Origin of the sequence: Paenibacillus alginolyticus DSM 5050 = NBRC 15375, from assembly GCF_000422905.1 — a bacterium.
GTDB lineage: Bacteria > Bacillota > Bacilli > Paenibacillales > NBRC-103111 > Paenibacillus_E > Paenibacillus_E alginolyticus.
Genome location: NZ_AUGY01000038.1, coordinates 39,836 through 55,777, shown reverse-complemented (window position 1 = coordinate 55,777; position 15,942 = coordinate 39,836). Strand labels below are relative to the sequence as shown.

The 15,942-nt window shown below is 44.2% G+C and carries 13 protein-coding genes and 1 pseudogene; 4 read left to right on the top strand and 10 right to left on the bottom strand.

Features of this window, described 5'->3' with window-relative positions:
• Positions 1-122 precede the first annotated feature (122 nt).
• A complete protein-coding gene (locus tag G519_RS0117735; protein ID WP_029195857.1) occupies positions 123-725 on the bottom strand; it encodes a hypothetical protein in 603 nt (200 codons plus the stop codon).
• Positions 726-748: 23 nt separating this feature from the next.
• Entirely contained in the window at positions 749-1,714 is a 966-nt protein-coding gene (locus tag G519_RS0117730; protein WP_029195856.1) for a helix-turn-helix domain-containing protein, read from the bottom strand.
• Positions 1,715-2,035: 321 nt separating this feature from the next.
• On the opposite strand from G519_RS0117730, the gene G519_RS0117725 reads away from it, so the two are divergent.
• A complete protein-coding gene (locus G519_RS0117725) occupies positions 2,036-3,121 on the top strand; it encodes a tyrosine-type recombinase/integrase (protein ID WP_029195855.1) in 1,086 nt (361 codons plus the stop codon).
• 458 nt (positions 3,122-3,579) lie between these two features.
• On the opposite strand, the gene G519_RS51300 is transcribed toward G519_RS0117725, so the two are convergent.
• From G519_RS51300 to G519_RS0117700, 5 genes are all read right to left on the bottom strand, one after another.
• Positions 3,580-3,831, bottom strand: coding sequence for a hypothetical protein (locus tag G519_RS51300; RefSeq protein ID WP_036633268.1), 252 nt, complete (start codon positions 3,829-3,831; stop codon positions 3,580-3,582).
• On the bottom strand, positions 3,828-4,856 hold the full coding sequence (locus G519_RS0117715) for a TIR domain-containing protein (RefSeq protein ID WP_029195853.1): 1,029 nt from the start codon (positions 4,854-4,856) through the stop codon (positions 3,828-3,830). The genes G519_RS51300 and G519_RS0117715 overlap by 4 nt, the downstream gene beginning before the upstream one ends.
• A 391-nt stretch (positions 4,857-5,247) precedes the next feature.
• Positions 5,248-5,757 (bottom strand): hypothetical protein, encoded by a 510-nt coding sequence (locus G519_RS0117710; protein ID WP_127527695.1) that lies wholly within the window; start codon positions 5,755-5,757, stop codon positions 5,248-5,250.
• A gap of 42 nt (positions 5,758-5,799) precedes the next feature.
• Positions 5,800-6,507, bottom strand: a complete 708-nt coding sequence (locus G519_RS0117705) for a hypothetical protein (RefSeq protein ID WP_029195851.1) — start codon at positions 6,505-6,507, stop codon at positions 5,800-5,802.
• 45 nt (positions 6,508-6,552) lie between these two features.
• Positions 6,553-7,023 carry a hypothetical protein gene (locus G519_RS0117700; protein WP_029195850.1) on the bottom strand — a complete coding sequence of 157 codons (471 nt, stop codon included), beginning with the start codon at positions 7,021-7,023 and terminating at the stop codon, positions 6,553-6,555.
• Positions 7,024-7,421: 398 nt separating this feature from the next.
• Here G519_RS0117700 and G519_RS43465 point away from each other — a divergent pair, with 398 nt between their 5' ends.
• Complete coding sequence (locus tag G519_RS43465) at positions 7,422-8,120, top strand: HD-GYP domain-containing protein (protein ID WP_051253475.1); 699 nt, start codon at positions 7,422-7,424, stop codon at positions 8,118-8,120.
• Between the two features lie 27 nt (positions 8,121-8,147).
• On the opposite strand, the gene G519_RS0117690 is transcribed toward G519_RS43465, so the two are convergent.
• The 3 genes from G519_RS0117690 to G519_RS43455 form a co-directional block, all read right to left on the bottom strand.
• The gene (locus G519_RS0117690; protein WP_029195849.1) at positions 8,148-9,551 is read right to left on the bottom strand and encodes a helix-turn-helix domain-containing protein; all 1,404 of its coding nucleotides are present in this window, start codon (positions 9,549-9,551) and stop codon (positions 8,148-8,150) included.
• Positions 9,552-9,871: 320 nt separating this feature from the next.
• Positions 9,872-10,195, bottom strand: coding sequence for a hypothetical protein (locus tag G519_RS0117685; protein ID WP_029195848.1), 324 nt, complete (start codon positions 10,193-10,195; stop codon positions 9,872-9,874).
• A 69-nt stretch (positions 10,196-10,264) separates the two neighbouring features.
• Positions 10,265-13,834 carry a DNA topoisomerase 3 gene (locus tag G519_RS43455; protein ID WP_127527698.1) on the bottom strand — a complete coding sequence of 1,190 codons (3,570 nt, stop codon included), beginning with the start codon at positions 13,832-13,834 and terminating at the stop codon, positions 10,265-10,267.
• A 230-nt stretch (positions 13,835-14,064) separates the two neighbouring features.
• Here G519_RS43455 and G519_RS0117675 point away from each other — a divergent pair, with 230 nt between their 5' ends.
• Both G519_RS0117675 and G519_RS47615 read left to right on the top strand, forming a co-directional pair.
• Positions 14,065-14,310: a response regulator transcription factor gene (locus tag G519_RS0117675; RefSeq protein ID WP_036633267.1), complete on the top strand. Its 246-nt coding sequence runs from the start codon at positions 14,065-14,067 to the stop codon at positions 14,308-14,310.
• Between the two features lie 215 nt (positions 14,311-14,525).
• A pseudogene (locus G519_RS47615) lies at positions 14,526-15,863 on the top strand (copper amine oxidase N-terminal domain-containing protein).
• The last annotated feature ends 79 nt before the right edge of the window (positions 15,864-15,942 follow it).

The following is a 15,942-nucleotide window of genomic DNA, read 5'->3' as shown; positions in this document are numbered from 1 at the left end:
ATATTTATCTGTATTCAAGGGGTATTGAACGCGTTCTTCGGAAAGCATTGATGGGTCATTAACGGTTGAGAGGTAATGTTTCCATTTATTTCGTTTAACCCGGTTTTCCGCATACCCTTCCCTTAGTGAGTTTGATTACCTACTTGCAATAATCTAACTTTTAACGCGTGCTTTCGCTTATCTAGTACCTCTTCGATAGTGTAATCTTTCGGTACTAATGAAAACCCTTTTTGTCTTTTTGTGAGCTTCGTCTCCTCGATTTGGAATAAGGGATATTCCCTCTTTTGCTCCGGATAGGAAACATAAGCTGCAGACTCTTGGTTCGGAATACGACCCATCGATTTGAGTTCGTTTCGTGTAAACAAAGAGTCGGGTACATTCTCAGGTAAATAACGAGGCGTTTCATCACTGCTCTTTATCAGCTCGTCAGTTTGGCCGACGGATCCGTCGTTGTATTCCACAACAAGATCCTCTAAATCGACTCTGGCTGTACGGTTATTATCGAGAAAGCTGACGACCGCCTGAACATAGTTGCCAAGATCGTCCTTATGGAAATTTTTTATGATACACTCTCTACCACGATGCTTTAGCTTATTAGGGTTGTCTGGTTGGATCCAAAACCTGTCCCCGATCTTGATGGTAAGCATCCTTGATACCTGTTGGTCGTTTCTAAGGATGAGTTGGATTTTGTCCGTATTAATTTGCCGGATTTCATAACTTCTCAAGAATTGTCCCCCTTTTTTCTTGTTTAACAGATCCGGTCCATAATCCAATCCTGTAATGACATGTTATTCTCCTCCGCCTTGCGGATCAGGTCTTGCTTCTTGGCTTCGGTTAGATAAATGTTAATTGGTAGCAGTCCGGTGTCAATAAGCGTTCCGTCGTATTTTGAAATGATCTCTCCGGACTTTATGAAGAGTCTCAGTTTATCGATCAGATCCGGATGAGAAGCCGGCATGACCCCAAAAAGAACACACTTCCGCACTTCGACTTTAATCCTTCCATCTTCACGAGCGATCTTCATGTTGGCAGGTCCAGCCTGCTTAAATAATTCCTCGATGGCGGTGTAGATAACCGAGTCCGGCGCTTTCGGGTTAGGAAATTCAAAGCGGGCATAGCCATACCCATTTATAGGCTTCCTCTCGGTAATGGATAGAAGCGGGACCCACCCTTGCTTCGATGCCTCCTCAAAAGTCAGCAGCTGGTCGTCGCTGGTTTTCAGCCTAGCCTCAACCTTACGGTTATTCACCCGCTTCAACTCAACAACTCGAGCAAGAGATCCATCTTTGCCAAATGGCTGAAACAAGAAAAGCCCATTTCGTTTATCGTATATCGCTTCAACCTTGCCTGCGTCTGGATTTTTTTCGATGTATTGTTCCAAGTCCTCTTCCTTGATAAAATACGTCCGCTTCCCACGGTATTCTTCCTCGTAAAACTCAATCAGGCCGTCACGAATAAGCTTATGTACGAATGTGGTGGACCTACCGATCCGCCGCGCAGCCTCCATCGAAGTTAAATCCGTTTTAACATAGCCTTTCTTGAACTCAAGGACATCAGTAAGGCGAAAGCGATATCCTCCATCTCCTCGATGCGTTGCTTTATTCACCGGCTCCAACCTTTTCATCGGATCCTCATGGTTGATGATCTTATAAAGTGATGTAGGAGTAATTCCAATCTCCTTTGCCGCTTGAGTTAAACTGATATATTCACTCATAACTTTTGTTCACGCCCTTTATCCTTATTGACGATAATCTCAAAGCAAATCTCATATATACCATTTTAACACAGGCTGACAAATACACGTTAAAATAATAATGATTTTAAGATAACAATCAGAACATAAGAAAAGAATCGCATAAACATTAAAGTTGGTAGCCACATTTTTATTAAATGCAACAATTATGTTCAAAACAAAAGAATGTACCGTTATTTTATGCTGAACATATCTTTTGCACTATTTTCATATTTATAGCTCATTTGAAGGTTTAATTTGTTAGAATAGAAGTATGTAAATTGACTCAGGTGGTGATAACGTTTGAATAGCATTATTCCATTGGATGAATCAATGATTTTTAGCACTACTCTCCTGTCAAGTGGTATAGACGATAATCAGCTTGTTCATACATTAATAGACATGAATCACTACATTTCACTTCGTGAAATCGTGTCTTCAGAGGAAGACGAAGAAGGCAATTATGATTACTCCGGGGTTTCAAATCTTGGCATGGTATATCTCTACGTTCACAACCCGGAGAAAGAGAGGAAGGATAAGACCAAGGAAGATTACTTGCGGGTGCTGATCGCCTTCCTGCAGTATGTGATGGCGATCGGCAAAGACGACATCCGGCATCTGTCTCGTTTCGATATGGAGACCTTTCAATCACATCTGGAGATGCAATACACCAAATCCACTACGAGGGCGAAAAAAGTCGTCATCATCTATTCTTTCTTGAGCTGGTGCTTCGAGGAAGGATATCTTAAAAAGAAAGTCACGCGCGGACTCCGGTCGGTGAAAAAAAAGAAAGAGGAGATTCCGGAGCGGGATGTTGACGAAGCGGATCTCAAGCAGGCCATAGGCTTCTATCGAGAGAATCCGAAGGTCCAGTCCCTCCTTCTGCTTCTCGGGACTAGCGGGATGCGATTAAATGAGGTGATTACTCCCCGTTGGGGCGATTTATACTTCGATCGGCGAGAGAAGAAACATTACCTCGTTACTATAACCAAGCGAGATAAAAAGAGGCATGTCCATATCAAAGAATACGTCCTTGCTTCCTTGATGGAATACCGGAAGCGGGTTGGACTTAGCACAGAGCTGAATGGTGAGGATGAAACCGCCTTCTATCCGAATCGATTAGGTCGACGATATAACCTATCGAGTCTTTCCACTTATCTTTCAAAGTGTATGGTAGTAGCAGGGCTAACCACGATCCAAGGGCACCGGGTCACTCCGCATTACATGAGACATTTCTACGCCCAAACGGCTTTTGCGAATGGCGCTCCCTTGGACTGGATTTCTGAAACTATAGGTCACTCGTCTACAAAGATTACGAAGGAGAATTACCTGAGTCGGCAATTGAAGAAGGAGCGGGATGTGAGCGATTATGTTGATCTTGAACTTTAAGTGATCAACTATATACTGGTATTCAGCAATATAGCGAAGAAGGCAGCCGATCCATTATGGTTAGGCTGCCTTCTTCTTTTTATTGTGCTCTCGGTAACAATAGGTAAGCATTTGATGTTATCTCCAGCATATTATCTAATTCTTTTTTGCTCTTTTCATAATATTGTCGGGATAAATTTCTACTACGTAACGCATCCCGAAGAAATTCCTCTAAGTTTGCTAAGAAATATCGCTCGATCAATTTCTTCTAATTAACCGTGTGGTTAATATATTCCATAGGTTTGAATTATCCTGCCCGGTAGCGGTAAGCCCTACGGTATATTTATAATGTGGCTTTATCGGCAATCGGACAATATTCTTGGCCTAGATCCGATAAAATAAAAATAAAAAATCCGCCATCTAGGCGGATACTAATCAGACTGTTTTAATGTTACCCGACAAATTTGGGGGTTCCTGAGTTATGCAAACGATGGTTTTCTTCGATCAACATTACCGCTAAGAACTTTTACATATTTTTTATCCGAGCCTTCGACTGAAGGTCCAATATAAACTTTGATTTTAGTGCTACCATTTTTTCTTACAGTTTTAAAGGTATCGCCATCATGTTTTCCATCAGTGAGGCGACCTATTTTTGCCGATACGGTACGACCAACCATGTTAAGGCCGGATTTGGCTCCATAACGCCCCGTTCTATTCATATCACGTTTCATTCGGAATCCCCTCCAATTAAGTGGTTAATGGTACGTAGCAGATCGTTATTCATATTCACAATTGACGAAAGGTCTGTGTCTGTAAGCTGCTTGTTCCCTGAGAAGTGGACGGAAAGAACATGCTTAGTACCTATAGGATAACATAGCACATATAGCTGCGCAACATCTTCGTCCTTGTAGAACGACCATTCTCCACTTAAATACACATCCACTACAAGGATGATTTCTTCTCCCTCCGCCTTCCCATGATTAGCACTAAAGGGATAAAATTTGTTCTTCCCTACGTTCCCCCCGACTTGTCCGATGCCATCGTTGTCTTTCTTTTGCCAAAAGGCTGAGCCTGTAACGCGGAATCCATCCGGGGGCAGGATCGAATTACGAACAGCCTCACTCAAGGCTTCATATTTCTCTTTAGTACCGGGAACCGTAACGTTCCGGTTGTATTGCCAGAAAAAGTGTAAAAGGCTTTGCTTCTGCTGAAGCTCCAATTCTTTCTGTGCAAGTTGATCCCGCGGGTCTGTATAAAACCCATGTTCTTGCATTTTTTTAATAATTTGTTGGCATGCTACAGAGACTGCGGCTTCGTGGCGGTCATCCGTACGAAGCTCATACTTAAAAAGTGTAAGGCCCTGAAGATCCGATAGCAGATGAAAGTCCCCTACGGTCTCCCCTTTAATCAGATCATCCCGTTCTTTTACTTCATTGGGGACGATGGCGAAAACACGATTTCGTCTTAACTTTCCCCAAAAAAGTCCCATTTCGAACAAGGTGTTATCACGGGTAATAAAGACATAGTTATTTCGATGCAGTGCAACATCATCCGGAGCAAATATAAATACGCCAAAATCATGTTGATCCAGTTCCTTCTCCAGCGATTCCATCGTATACTCATTCCCGTTAAACACGCCTGTATACCAAGGAGTTACTTGAGTGTGAAAACTGATTTGACTGTGGACGGCATTAGCTAGTTGCATTGCTTCCCTAGATGAACCAATAAAGGTATTGGTTTTTGGTGGATTAGCCATGAGAACAGATCCCCTTAGGAGTAAATAATAACCACCATTGTACCACTAATGGAACAATAGTGGAAAGGTTCCTTCCTTCAATTCCTAACTGTATTCCCTTCACAAGAACGCGAGTAACGGCGGATGGCTCGAATTAGTAATAGATATGATCTCACAAGGATCACCTTACTTGTTGCCATTTCAGTTTTTTAGAAGCGCAGCATTTAGCAAAATAATTCAGGCGTACACTGGAGGTGGTGCCGGTACAAGACCTGCTGCAGATAAACTCCCGGCGTGGGATCAGCACGTCGACGATAGATGCTCGGAGAGTTGTGGCCATTGAAACACCGGTTGGAGGTATAAGAATAAAATGAAAGGGGGCGAATTGCCCCGGTGGCTGACTTAATTTTAATTATCGCGGCAGCATGCCCGACCCTTCCATCAATTCTTCGATCCAATCTACATCTTGCAGGATCTCCAGTTCGATGTGGCGGACGTTCAGGTCTAAGCCATTTTCGTTATATGTACTGTCAAACTTGATTTCAAACTCTCCGATGGCATCAGCTAAATGCTTTCCGAAGTCCATCAAGACCGCTCGCACGGCCTTGTACCCGTATTCCCCAAATAATTCGATTGCTGTTTGTGCGGCTTCCCGCATGGTGGCTTCCAGGTTGATTTCCCCGTTCTTGATGTTTGCCATTGCAATACCGGATTCATTATTGGCCATACCGAATATCTGGTGCCAAGTGTCACCGGTGAAACAAATATGTATGTTGAGATGCGCTGCCATGTTGTTATATTTCGGATAATATGCTGTCTCGGTTCGTCTCGAGCGGCACAACAACCTACCTTCGATCTTTGACAAATAGCCATTAACTTCTTCTTGGACACTCAGCGAGCTTCCCTTGAATAGTTCCATCATTTCGCCCCTCACTAAAAATGAATTGTAAAACGGACCACCCGATCAATACCGCATCATCCGGAGAGCGGTAATGGTACTCTTGCTATGTTTAATTCCTTCGTCTTCGATGCGGAAGACAATATCGTTGGTACTCTTAGGAGATGTTTCGGTTAAGTGAAAAACAACTTCTTTCTGATTGTCGTACGCATCGAGACAATACAATACAAATGTCCCTTTGTAGACCATTCGCTTGTAAGGAATTGGCGGGAGAATTTGAACGTCCAATTCGTCAGACTGGAGTTCGAAGTTAACGTCGTCCAACTCTCGATAGTTAAATAGCTTCAATTGTTTCACGTCGGCTAGAGCCGGCCGTTGACTCATTCTGCCGTAAAATGTAATGATGTTCATCTGATCTTCCACTTTCTCATAGAAGAACACGATGTCATTGTCGATCAAACCGCAGTCCTTCGAAAGAAGCTCGATTCTGCCAAGGCGAAAGCACATAGTCGAGATAAGCTCCATTAAGTCCCCATTCGAAACATTAGTTGGGCCCACACGTGAATCCCACCGCTGGCGAGCGTGATTTGTTAGTCGAATCTGCTTTATTCCCGTTTTTTCAACTATCCGAAGATTGCGGTCGTAATTAATATTGAGGGCCTTAATGTATGCCTCGACAGCGGCAATATCGAGTTCATGCGGAAGGTATTGAAATTTCGTGTACTCCACGACTTCGATTCGCTTTCCATCTCTACGTTCTGAGGATTGAGGCATACCCAGTCCCTCCTTTCTTCGATCGATATTATTTAGGCAAGCTACCTATGCGATCCCTTGGTCAACATCCATAGTGCAGCTCGCGAGTCCTTCATTCATGATGATGAGATTTAATTCGAACTTGGTAAGGTGATATCCTGCTTTATGCAGTAACTTAAGTAGAGAGGAACGAAGCATTTTGGGATAATTCTCCTGGATCAGCGAAATAGCTCTGTCTCCAAGGGCCGGTATGTTGTTGTTAATGATACTTCTAGTTTTCCGCTTACGCTCTTCGATTACTTCTGAATCCGGTCTCACGGTGTATTTTTCGACTTTAACGGCATACATTCCCTTTTCAACTTTTTCAAGAATTCCGAGTTCCACCATACGCGTAATCGTATTCCGGAAATATCGGGGCTTTTTCTGAATTTGGTCCCGAATATGATGGATCTCGTGTCCTGATTTAATGGCTTCAACGATCTCTGCTTCAAGCGCTCGTATATGAATAATACTAGTCCCTCCTCGATTCATTGGCATCTGACACCTCCATCGTAGCATGGGCTCCATGTGCCTTTCATTTTTTGCAATACCCTTTGCCTACGAAATGAAAAAGCACCTCTGGACAGGGGAGTTCCCTGCAACCAGAAGTGCTTCTTCGGTCAATTTCGAATCGCATTTTATTATTTTAATTATCTAATCTCTCTTTGTGCATGTCAATAAAATTAATGGAAAGTCGTGAATAAGGTAAATTTTTGTTTGGGTCAAACAATGGAAACGTGATATAATTATGGTAATTAAAGTGAGAATTTGAGGGCTCGGAAGCACCGCGGCCAGACGACACTATTCGTCTGAGCTGCGGTGCTTTTAGTTTGTACTAAAAAAGTGCTCTCATATCATATTTCCGTCTTATGGCGATATCGTTGAGGTGAAAATCAATGGACATTTCGAACCAGGTGTCTGATGTGAATACTTGTGATTTTTCTGAATCTGGCGGTACCTACGATCTGAAGACTCTAAAAGATATCCAACTCCTTATAAGGGTTATCGAAGAGTCGGATTCGTTTACGTGGTCGCATTCAATCAACGTAGCCAACTACGCCTATACGCTCGCTGAGATGTTATGTTTAAGTAACGAACAAAAAAATAATATCTATATCGGCGCCTTGCTCCACGATATCGGTAAAATCGAGATTCCAGAAACGATCTTGAAAAAGACCTGTAAGTTGACCCCGGAAGAATGGACGATCATGAAGACGCACCCGAGGGTTGGATTTAATTTTCTAAGGGATTACGATCAGCTCATGAAGCCGGATATCCATGACATTGTATTGCATCATCATGAACGGTATGACGGGAATGGCTACCCCGATGGTTTGGCCGGCGAAGAAATCTCTTTGGCTACAAGGATCGTAACAGTTGCCGATTGTTTTGACGCAATGACTTCTAATCGCGTTTATCAGAACGCCAAAGACAAGTCCACTGCAGCAAGGGAAATACTGAATAATGCGTACAGACAGTTTGATCCGCAGCTCGCGAGGGTGTTTGTGGACTTTGTGCTGAAAGGAGGCATGCTCTGCCCACTGCCGTACCAGCTTCAAGATATTGGATTGATAAATAAACAAAAGTCCTCTTAGCGGATTGCTGAGAGGACTTTTGTTTACTCAATCTATCGGGGATGGGAGTAGATCGTTTAGAATGAACGGCATCTGCGGCAACTCCGATTGTTGGAAGTTTCTCTGGGTTAGGCTGATCAGATCCTTCTCTTTTCCTGATACCGTGTGATTTAGGTATTCAAGTGCAATCATGCCCTTTTCATAATTAGAGGTTTCCTGATCGAACTCTATTTCTTCTGTTGCTTTCTTAAGTGCAGAAACAACCTGTTCATGGTTGTTTCTAGCTTCGAAATATTTTGCCTGCAAGTACCTTGTTTTTGAATTGCTATGTCCCAATCGGTACATTGCATCTAGCAGCTGGTTGGCTCGATCTAAATTGAGGTCTAATATATTTTTTTCGATTGTCGAATTCAATATTTGATGATACAGCGGATTCCGCTTGCAGGTTTCTCCGCATGGTTCGGTTCCTTGAAGAATGATGTTCTCTAAAGCCCTTAATGTCCCGTGGTATTCTCGGGGCCGACTTAAGATAAAAGCGTGCTGCGCCAGTAACGCTTTCGTTAACAGCCTAGTGTTGTTTTTCAGGCGGAAGTCTTTAATCGCCTCATAGAGACATTGTTCCGACCCGCTCCAATCCATTCGATAGAAGAGGACAATGGCTCTCAAATAGTTAATGTGTGATTCCAGTCCAATTCCGTCGGTGTTGGAATATTCAATTGCTTTTTCCGCCATGTTTTTAGCTAAGTAAAATTGCAACGATGCAGTGTAAAAAATGGCGAGGTTATAATAGATAATGGCCTTATACCGGTTGAAATGAGGAGGCTCGTTTTCGCTCTTGTTCAATAGATCAATAACTTTTATGCTCTTATCGATCGCTGAAGCAACCTCCCCCATTTCGTATAGCGTACAAATGGAGGCGACGATCGCCTCGAGCATGGTTTTATTGGATACTTTTTCGTAGGAGCTAGGAGCTTGCGCCTCCAACTTATCGTATTGGCGCAGCGCATTCTTTTTGTCACCATTAAGGCGAGAGTAATCGCCTTTCGCTTTCAAGAGAAACGGGAAATATTTGTTCCCAGGACTAATATCTGTTTCAAGGATACGAATCATCTCGGCAACCTCAATGTAGCGGCCGAGCAAAAGATAGCTGCGAATAGTTTCAATCTCTCGTTCAATACGCCCGTCATCAGGCGCATCACGTTCTGTCGATGGGTTTAATAATTCTTTCAAGCCGGAATCAAGGGCTTCTGCAATGACTCGGATATCCTCAATTTTAACTTTCTTATATTTGCCGTTTTCGATATAACTGAGTTTCGATTGAGGGATCCCCGTTCTAGTCGATAATTCTAATAGGGATATATCTTTATGGTTACGGATGCGCCTGAGCGCTTCTCCAACCTTCACCGGATCATAGTCTACCGGAGAAATAACTAATGAGTTTTGTACACTCACGATCTACTCCTCAATTCTTGCTAAATTGCATTTTATAGGTCTATTATACTATTCGATACATATGTGAAAAAGCATTTTTAATAAGGTTTTGTAAAAATCAGATAAAGAATCGATAAAAACTCCTTTGCGGTTTCAAGTAACTGGAGACAAAAACATTTGCATCACCCTTAAATAATGATTGTACATTGCGAATGTTAAGTAAATGTTAAGTATTCCATTGTGAATTTGTGGGAATAGAAACTGGTTAGTAGGGTGTAAAAAGAAAGAACCTGCCCCCCTCCATAAAGGAGAAGCAGGTTCTTGATGCAGATGAAACGATCTTACAGTCGATTCTGGTGCGACATTAGATTGTCGAGGTCCTCAAAACTCATCCCATATTCAGCCAATGCTTCCACTTGCGCTAGGATGTGCGATTTGCTTCGAACTTGACTGAAATAATAATTTGCGCTGACTTTGGAGCGCTGACGAAGCGGGATTGAATCGGATATTGCAGCCCGGCATAGAAGCATCATCTCGGCGAGATTCACTGCTGCCTCATCTTTACCCATGAATACCATCGGGTATTCCCCAACTTCCTCCTCCAACTCATTTTCTTTGATCATGGTCATCGCCGCCGAATATTTAGAAAAGTCGATACCGTTCATCGGGCACCCTCCAGTGAAATAGAGATTTGTTACTCATATTATTGATTGCAAGCCACACTGCTTGCAAATTTAGTAAAGGCTAACAGTATTGCCGACAGAGGAATTCCCGTACTTCATGAGAATGTAGGAAACGACCCGATTAATCTCCGGAGTGCTGACAAAGGGGGAGACCAACCGTTTTTTCATGTTGCGGTATTTGAAGTACATATCACCCTTGCCAAGTAGCCCTTCGGCGCCCGGTTCATCCAGGACAACCATACTCTCTGCCGTCGATGTCACCATAAATGAAATGCGTGTCGGCAAGTTTGCTTTAATCGTCGGGGAGAACACCTTCGCTACCGGTCTTTGTGTTGCCAGAATCATATGAATTCCCGCAGCGCGCGCTTCTTGCGACAAGCGGATCACCATCGTCTCAAGCTCTTTATCTTTGGCCGTCAGCATCAAGGATGCAAACTCGTCGATGACCAGAACGGTGTAAGGCATCTTGGGGTGGTCGGGCTCTTCCATCATGATCTTCGCATTGTAAGCTGCGATGTTATTCACCCGCATATCCTTAAACATCTCGTATCTGGCTTCCATCTCCCCGATAACCGAAAACAGTGCGTCCTGCGCTTTATTCATGTCGGTGATAACCGGCATCATAAGATGCGGAAGGCTCTGATACGCGATCAGTTCTACCCGTTTGGGATCGATGAACACAAACTTGAGCTCATCGGGGGTGTTCCCATATAACAAGCTGACGATGATACTGTTCAGGCATACCGATTTACCTGATCGGGTTGTTCCCGCTATCAATACGTGAGGCATCTCAGCGAGGTTCGCAAAGACCGGTTTCCCGTGAAGGTCTGTACCGACCGGGAAAGACAGACTCTCTTTCTTCGCTAAGTATTCCTTGTGTTCTAGCAGACTCCTCAGATTGACGACATAAGGCGTCGGGCTCGGCACTTCAATACCAATATGTTTTGTCCCAGGAATCGGGATCTGCATCGCGATTTTTTCCGCCTGAAGCGCCATTTGAAAGTTTGCCTTAAAGGTACTGAATTTCCTCACGTTAATATCCATTGATTCTGGTAAGAGCTCGTACCGGGTAATAATCGGACCGTTGACAACGTTCTTCACCTTGGCGGGAAGCTTTAAGGTATAGCACGCTGTTTCAAGATCCCGAATTTGCTTCTGTTGCTGCGGCGAGAGTTCCTTGTCGGCCTCGTCCGGAAGGAGCAATCGCGTAGGCAATTTGATTGCATTCCAGTTGGGGAATTTCCATTCGATTTTGCCGTTCTTCAGCGTTATCACGGCATCAAATGTCTCGTTTTCTTTCCCCCGTTTTTTGAATCCAGTGATGAGCGGTGTCTGACCGGTTTCGAGCAACTCGGCCATGATTTCACCAGAAATCGTGATGCCGGAGATCACTTTATTAAAAGTGAAGCGGCACCCTTCCGAATAACCTAGGCACCCGAAAAAGTTACCACGGTCTACAATTTGGCCCGCAGCACACTCCGGACATTTCCCGAGATATACGGAGGCGGAGGATCCGGAAGAGATTGCCATCACCGCTTCGTTCAGGGTAGCTCCCGGCTCCTTATTCACCGGTTTCGAAGGCGCAGCCTGCGTTGCTGGTGGACGGAGTTCGCTTTTTTGGGAAGCAGCGGGAGCAGGTTTGGCGGGTGTTTGCTGCTTTGGCTTCCTATTTCCTCCATCGACGTTCCTCACCGGTTTGTCCGCAGGCGTGCCTTTCGTCAGCTCGGTTTCATTCCATTCGTTTTGTGGCATGCGGGATACGTTCGGGCCGCATTCTTCAACAAGCGATCGTGTATGTTTCTTAATGTCCTCTACAAATTGGCTTCCGGATGCTTTGCCAGCTCCGATCTCTGAAAGCTTCATTTCCCACTTGGCCGTCATCTCGGCGCTCGCCAGTTCAGAGTCGCCAAGAGCTTGAATCAATAGCCGACCAAGTTTTGTTGGATAGACCAAGTTCGTTTTGATTTCAATATATTTTCGGGTCTTAAGCGTTTGTATGATGCCAGAGCGGGTCGCCTCGGTACCGAGTCCGTTGGACTGGTTCAACACCTTCACGAGTTCTTTGTCTTCGATCGTTCTCCCTGCACTCTTCATCAGCGGTATCAGATTACCCTCTGTATATCGCTTCGGTGCCGTCGTTGTTCCTTCTTTGGTTTCAGTCGAAGCTGCCGTTCCGACTTGATACAGAGTAACAGGTGGGATCACTACCTCCTCTTGCTCTTGCTCTTCCTCACCGACTGCCACTTCCCCATTAAGGTTTTTGTATACGACACGCCAGCCTTCGCGAATGGTTCGTTTGCCCTTGGTCTTAAAGGAGAAACGTTCATCAATGTATGTGTGGATCGTCGTTTTTTCGTCAATGGCCGATTCGTAGTGAGCTGCAATAACCCTTCGAACGATCAGGTCATATATATTTCGCTCATCCTCGGTAAGCGAGCTCAGGTCCGGAATCTTATCAGTTGGAAGTAGCGCATAGTGGTCCGATACTTTCTCGGCATTTACGAATCTCTTGTTGCCGATCAGCGTTTGCACTGGTTTCGGAACGAACTTCTGGTATGGGTCAAGTTGCCCGAGTTGTTCCAGGATGCCCGGTAGCGGCTGGGCGTCATCTTCCGTAATGTAGTTTGAATCCGTCCGCGGGTAAGTAATGTATTCGGCCAGATAGAGCGATTGCAGCGCGGTGTCCGTCTGCTTCGGTGAATATTTGAACAACTCGTTTGCTTCAGTCTGGATTGACGACATGCTGTAGAGCTGAGGCGGCTGTTCCTCAACCTGGTCAACTTCGATACGCTCAACTTTTGCTTCTTTTCCCTCACAATGAAGAGCAAGGGCTTGTGCCTTATTCTGGTCTTCGATCCGCTCGCGGTCTCCGGAGTACCACTTTCCCCGATACTTATCCCCCTGGAAGTCGAAGTCTGCATATACCTCCCAAAATGGCGTAGGGACGAAGGTTTCTCGCTCCACTTCGCGTTTCACGATCAGATTAAGCAACGCGGTTTGAACGCGACCAACGCTGAAGACGTGACCTGCATATTTTTTCTCTTTCATCTTGATTGTGTATGCGCGGGAAAGATTCATTCCCACAAGCCAATCCGCTTTTTGGCGTGCATCGGCTTCATAGTACAATCCGATTTTGGCTTCCTCGGGAAGAAGTTCGGTGAACGCTTTTTTTATGGCGGGCTTTGTCAGCGATTTTGCCCAAAGGCGCTTTACAGGTTTCCGGTTTCCTGCTAACCGTGTAATTGCGTGAAATATGAGCGAACCTTCTCTGGCCGGATCGCAAGCATTGACCAGTTCGGTTACGCGTGCGTCATGTAGCAAGGACTTAATTTTGCTGAAAAGCTTGGCTTTTTCCTTTGTAACCGCATACTCAAACTTATCCGGGATGATCGGCAAGTCTTCAAACTGCCATTTCTCGTACTTAGTATCGTATTTCTCTGGATCGACCAGCTCCACCAAATGTCCTGCCGCCCATGCAATAAATCCGCCCTTCGGAAATTCTTGGCATGGATCGATCTCGAAGCAGCCATCTTTCTCTTTATGCGGGAAAGGCGCTGCCAATTTGCTTGCTTGATCTCTTTTTTCGGCGATGACGAGTTTCATATATGCCCTCCTTAACAAAGAAAAAACACTCCACCCGTGGTTACGGTGAAGTGCTTCCTCATCCCTGATTCGTATTCGTTTGTAGGTTATTATAGCATACCACGGTTCATCTATGGTATAATTGACTTAATTTAAACATTCAAACTACCTTCGCGGAAGCACCCGAAGTCACAGGATAATCCTGTGACTTTTTTTATTTATATCGTTAATTATTTTTTATTTATATCGTTAATTAAAGGAGGCTTGCAATGAGCTTGACACTTATCTTATCCCCCGTGACGCTTTATGTTTCAAAGCGTTTTGAATTTACGCAGCGGGAAACAGAGATCTATAACATACTGATCTTGAATGGCTATTCAAATAAGGAAATAGCAGATGCGTTGGATATAAGCGAGCGAACCGTACGAAACCATATTCAAAGAATGATGGAGAAAACGGGAATGGATTCAGCCAAAAAAATGATGGCGATCGGGATTCAAGCTATCTCAATTTGAGTTTGAATATCTGAGGGAGTAATTGTTTGAATAACTACGTTCAAAAGGTGCTGATTGCAGAACAGGTGGCCAGCGTCGTTAAGGTAATCGTTATTTCTCAAAGTTGAGAGCGAAAGATAGTACATATTGATTATTTGGTGTATTGTGGAGTATACAAAGTCACAATTTGTATATTCCCAGTACATAACCCCCATTCTACGTAGAGGTGATATCGAATGAAACGAAAGACCGTAAGTATTATTTCAGCACTCATGATTTCCATGTCCGTATTACCAACTGCAGCTTCTGCAGATGAGGCCATTCACGTTCAGGTAAACGGAAGCGAACTGGTGATGGACGCACCCCCTTACATTGACAACGGAACGACGATGGTCCAGTTTCGCCCCATTTTTGAAAAGCTCGGGCTCTCGATTACGTAGGACTCGACCACACAAACAATTACTGGGAAAAAAGATTCCCTTTTAATTGAGCTCGTCATCGGCTCAAATAGCGCTACCGTAAACGGGATGGCTACTCCCTTGTCTATCGCCCCCATCGTGATCAACGGCAATACGTTTGTGCCTTTGCGTTTTGTAAGTGAGGCAACAGGGAACGTAGTTAATTGGGATAGCCAGGCGCATACGGTAAGCATCAAATCATCGGGTGCTGCGACTGTAACAAAACAGTTTGGTGGTGCTTCTTATGGGAAAGATGTCGGCTATATGGGTTCCATGGAATTTGTGGAAGATAGCGGGAATTTGTATTTATGGAAAAAAGATGGCTGGATGGATGAAATCACGTATAGCCTCAGCGTAGGCACGAAGGATGCCTGGGCGGTAACGGATAAGACAATTGTGACCATTCCAAAGGAAGGCAAGGACTCAAGATTAGGTGACATGCGACTCAATACAGCATTATTTGTCCGAAACCAGCTCATTATTCGGGATGAGCAAGGCATCAGGCAAATTGTAGTCAGCCCTAAAGGAGAGATCACTTCAGATACGTATATCGTCAAGATGCCTCGAAAATCATCCGAAATGTTTAAATACATCTCCACCGGCGACGACGAGGGCTTTATGATCGGAACGGATAATACTACTAATTTCAGTGTGTATCTACTGAATGATATCGCTAATCCTGTCACATTTACCGACAAGAAGCGAAGGATATATGTGAACGATAGCTATGGCGGATCCGATTATTTCTACGTGAAATCGAAGAAACAAATTTATTTCACGAGCAATTGGCGTGTGAAAGCCTTTGATACGGCTAACGGTGACATGATCTATGATAATGACGGCAAGGAGGCTTATATTAGCCCCGTCTTGCTCTCTTCCCGAATTTTTTATCAGAAGAGTAAGTTCTACGCAGTGGGGGTCGGTACCTCACTTGCAAATCCATATGTCGTCAACGTATTTAACGAAGAATTCGAAGCGGATTCCTCGTCGTTCAATACCGGATATAAATCTTCTGTTCCTGAAACGATTACACTGACCGATAATGAAGTGCATTTATGGACCACAATTGATTATCGTAATGAAAAATCCATTCGGCTCACATCGATCCCAAGATAAGTTGCTGATGAAGAAAAGAGTTGAGCTCAATGATCGCGAGCTCAACTCTTTTTTCGGTTCTTTTGGCAATGAGGTGTTT

Coding starts and splice junctions, on each gene's coding strand:
- G519_RS0117685 (WP_029195848.1), bottom strand. CDS start 10,195: ATGAACGGTATCGACTTTTCTAAATATTCGGCGGCGATGACCATGATC.
- G519_RS0117715 (WP_029195853.1), bottom strand. CDS start 4,856: ATGGCTAATCCACCAAAAACCAATACCTTTATTGGTTCATCTAGGGAA.
- G519_RS0117675 (WP_036633267.1), top strand. CDS start 14,065: ATGAGCTTGACACTTATCTTATCCCCCGTGACGCTTTATGTTTCAAAG.
- G519_RS51300 (WP_036633268.1), bottom strand. CDS start 3,831: ATGAAACGTGATATGAATAGAACGGGGCGTTATGGAGCCAAATCCGGC.
- G519_RS0117730 (WP_029195856.1), bottom strand. CDS start 1,714: ATGAGTGAATATATCAGTTTAACTCAAGCGGCAAAGGAGATTGGAATT.
- G519_RS0117705 (WP_029195851.1), bottom strand. CDS start 6,507: ATGCCTCAATCCTCAGAACGTAGAGATGGAAAGCGAATCGAAGTCGTG.
- G519_RS0117710 (WP_127527695.1), bottom strand. CDS start 5,757: ATGATGGAACTATTCAAGGGAAGCTCGCTGAGTGTCCAAGAAGAAGTT.
- G519_RS43465 (WP_051253475.1), top strand. CDS start 7,422: ATGGACATTTCGAACCAGGTGTCTGATGTGAATACTTGTGATTTTTCT.
- G519_RS0117700 (WP_029195850.1), bottom strand. CDS start 7,023: ATGCCAATGAATCGAGGAGGGACTAGTATTATTCATATACGAGCGCTT.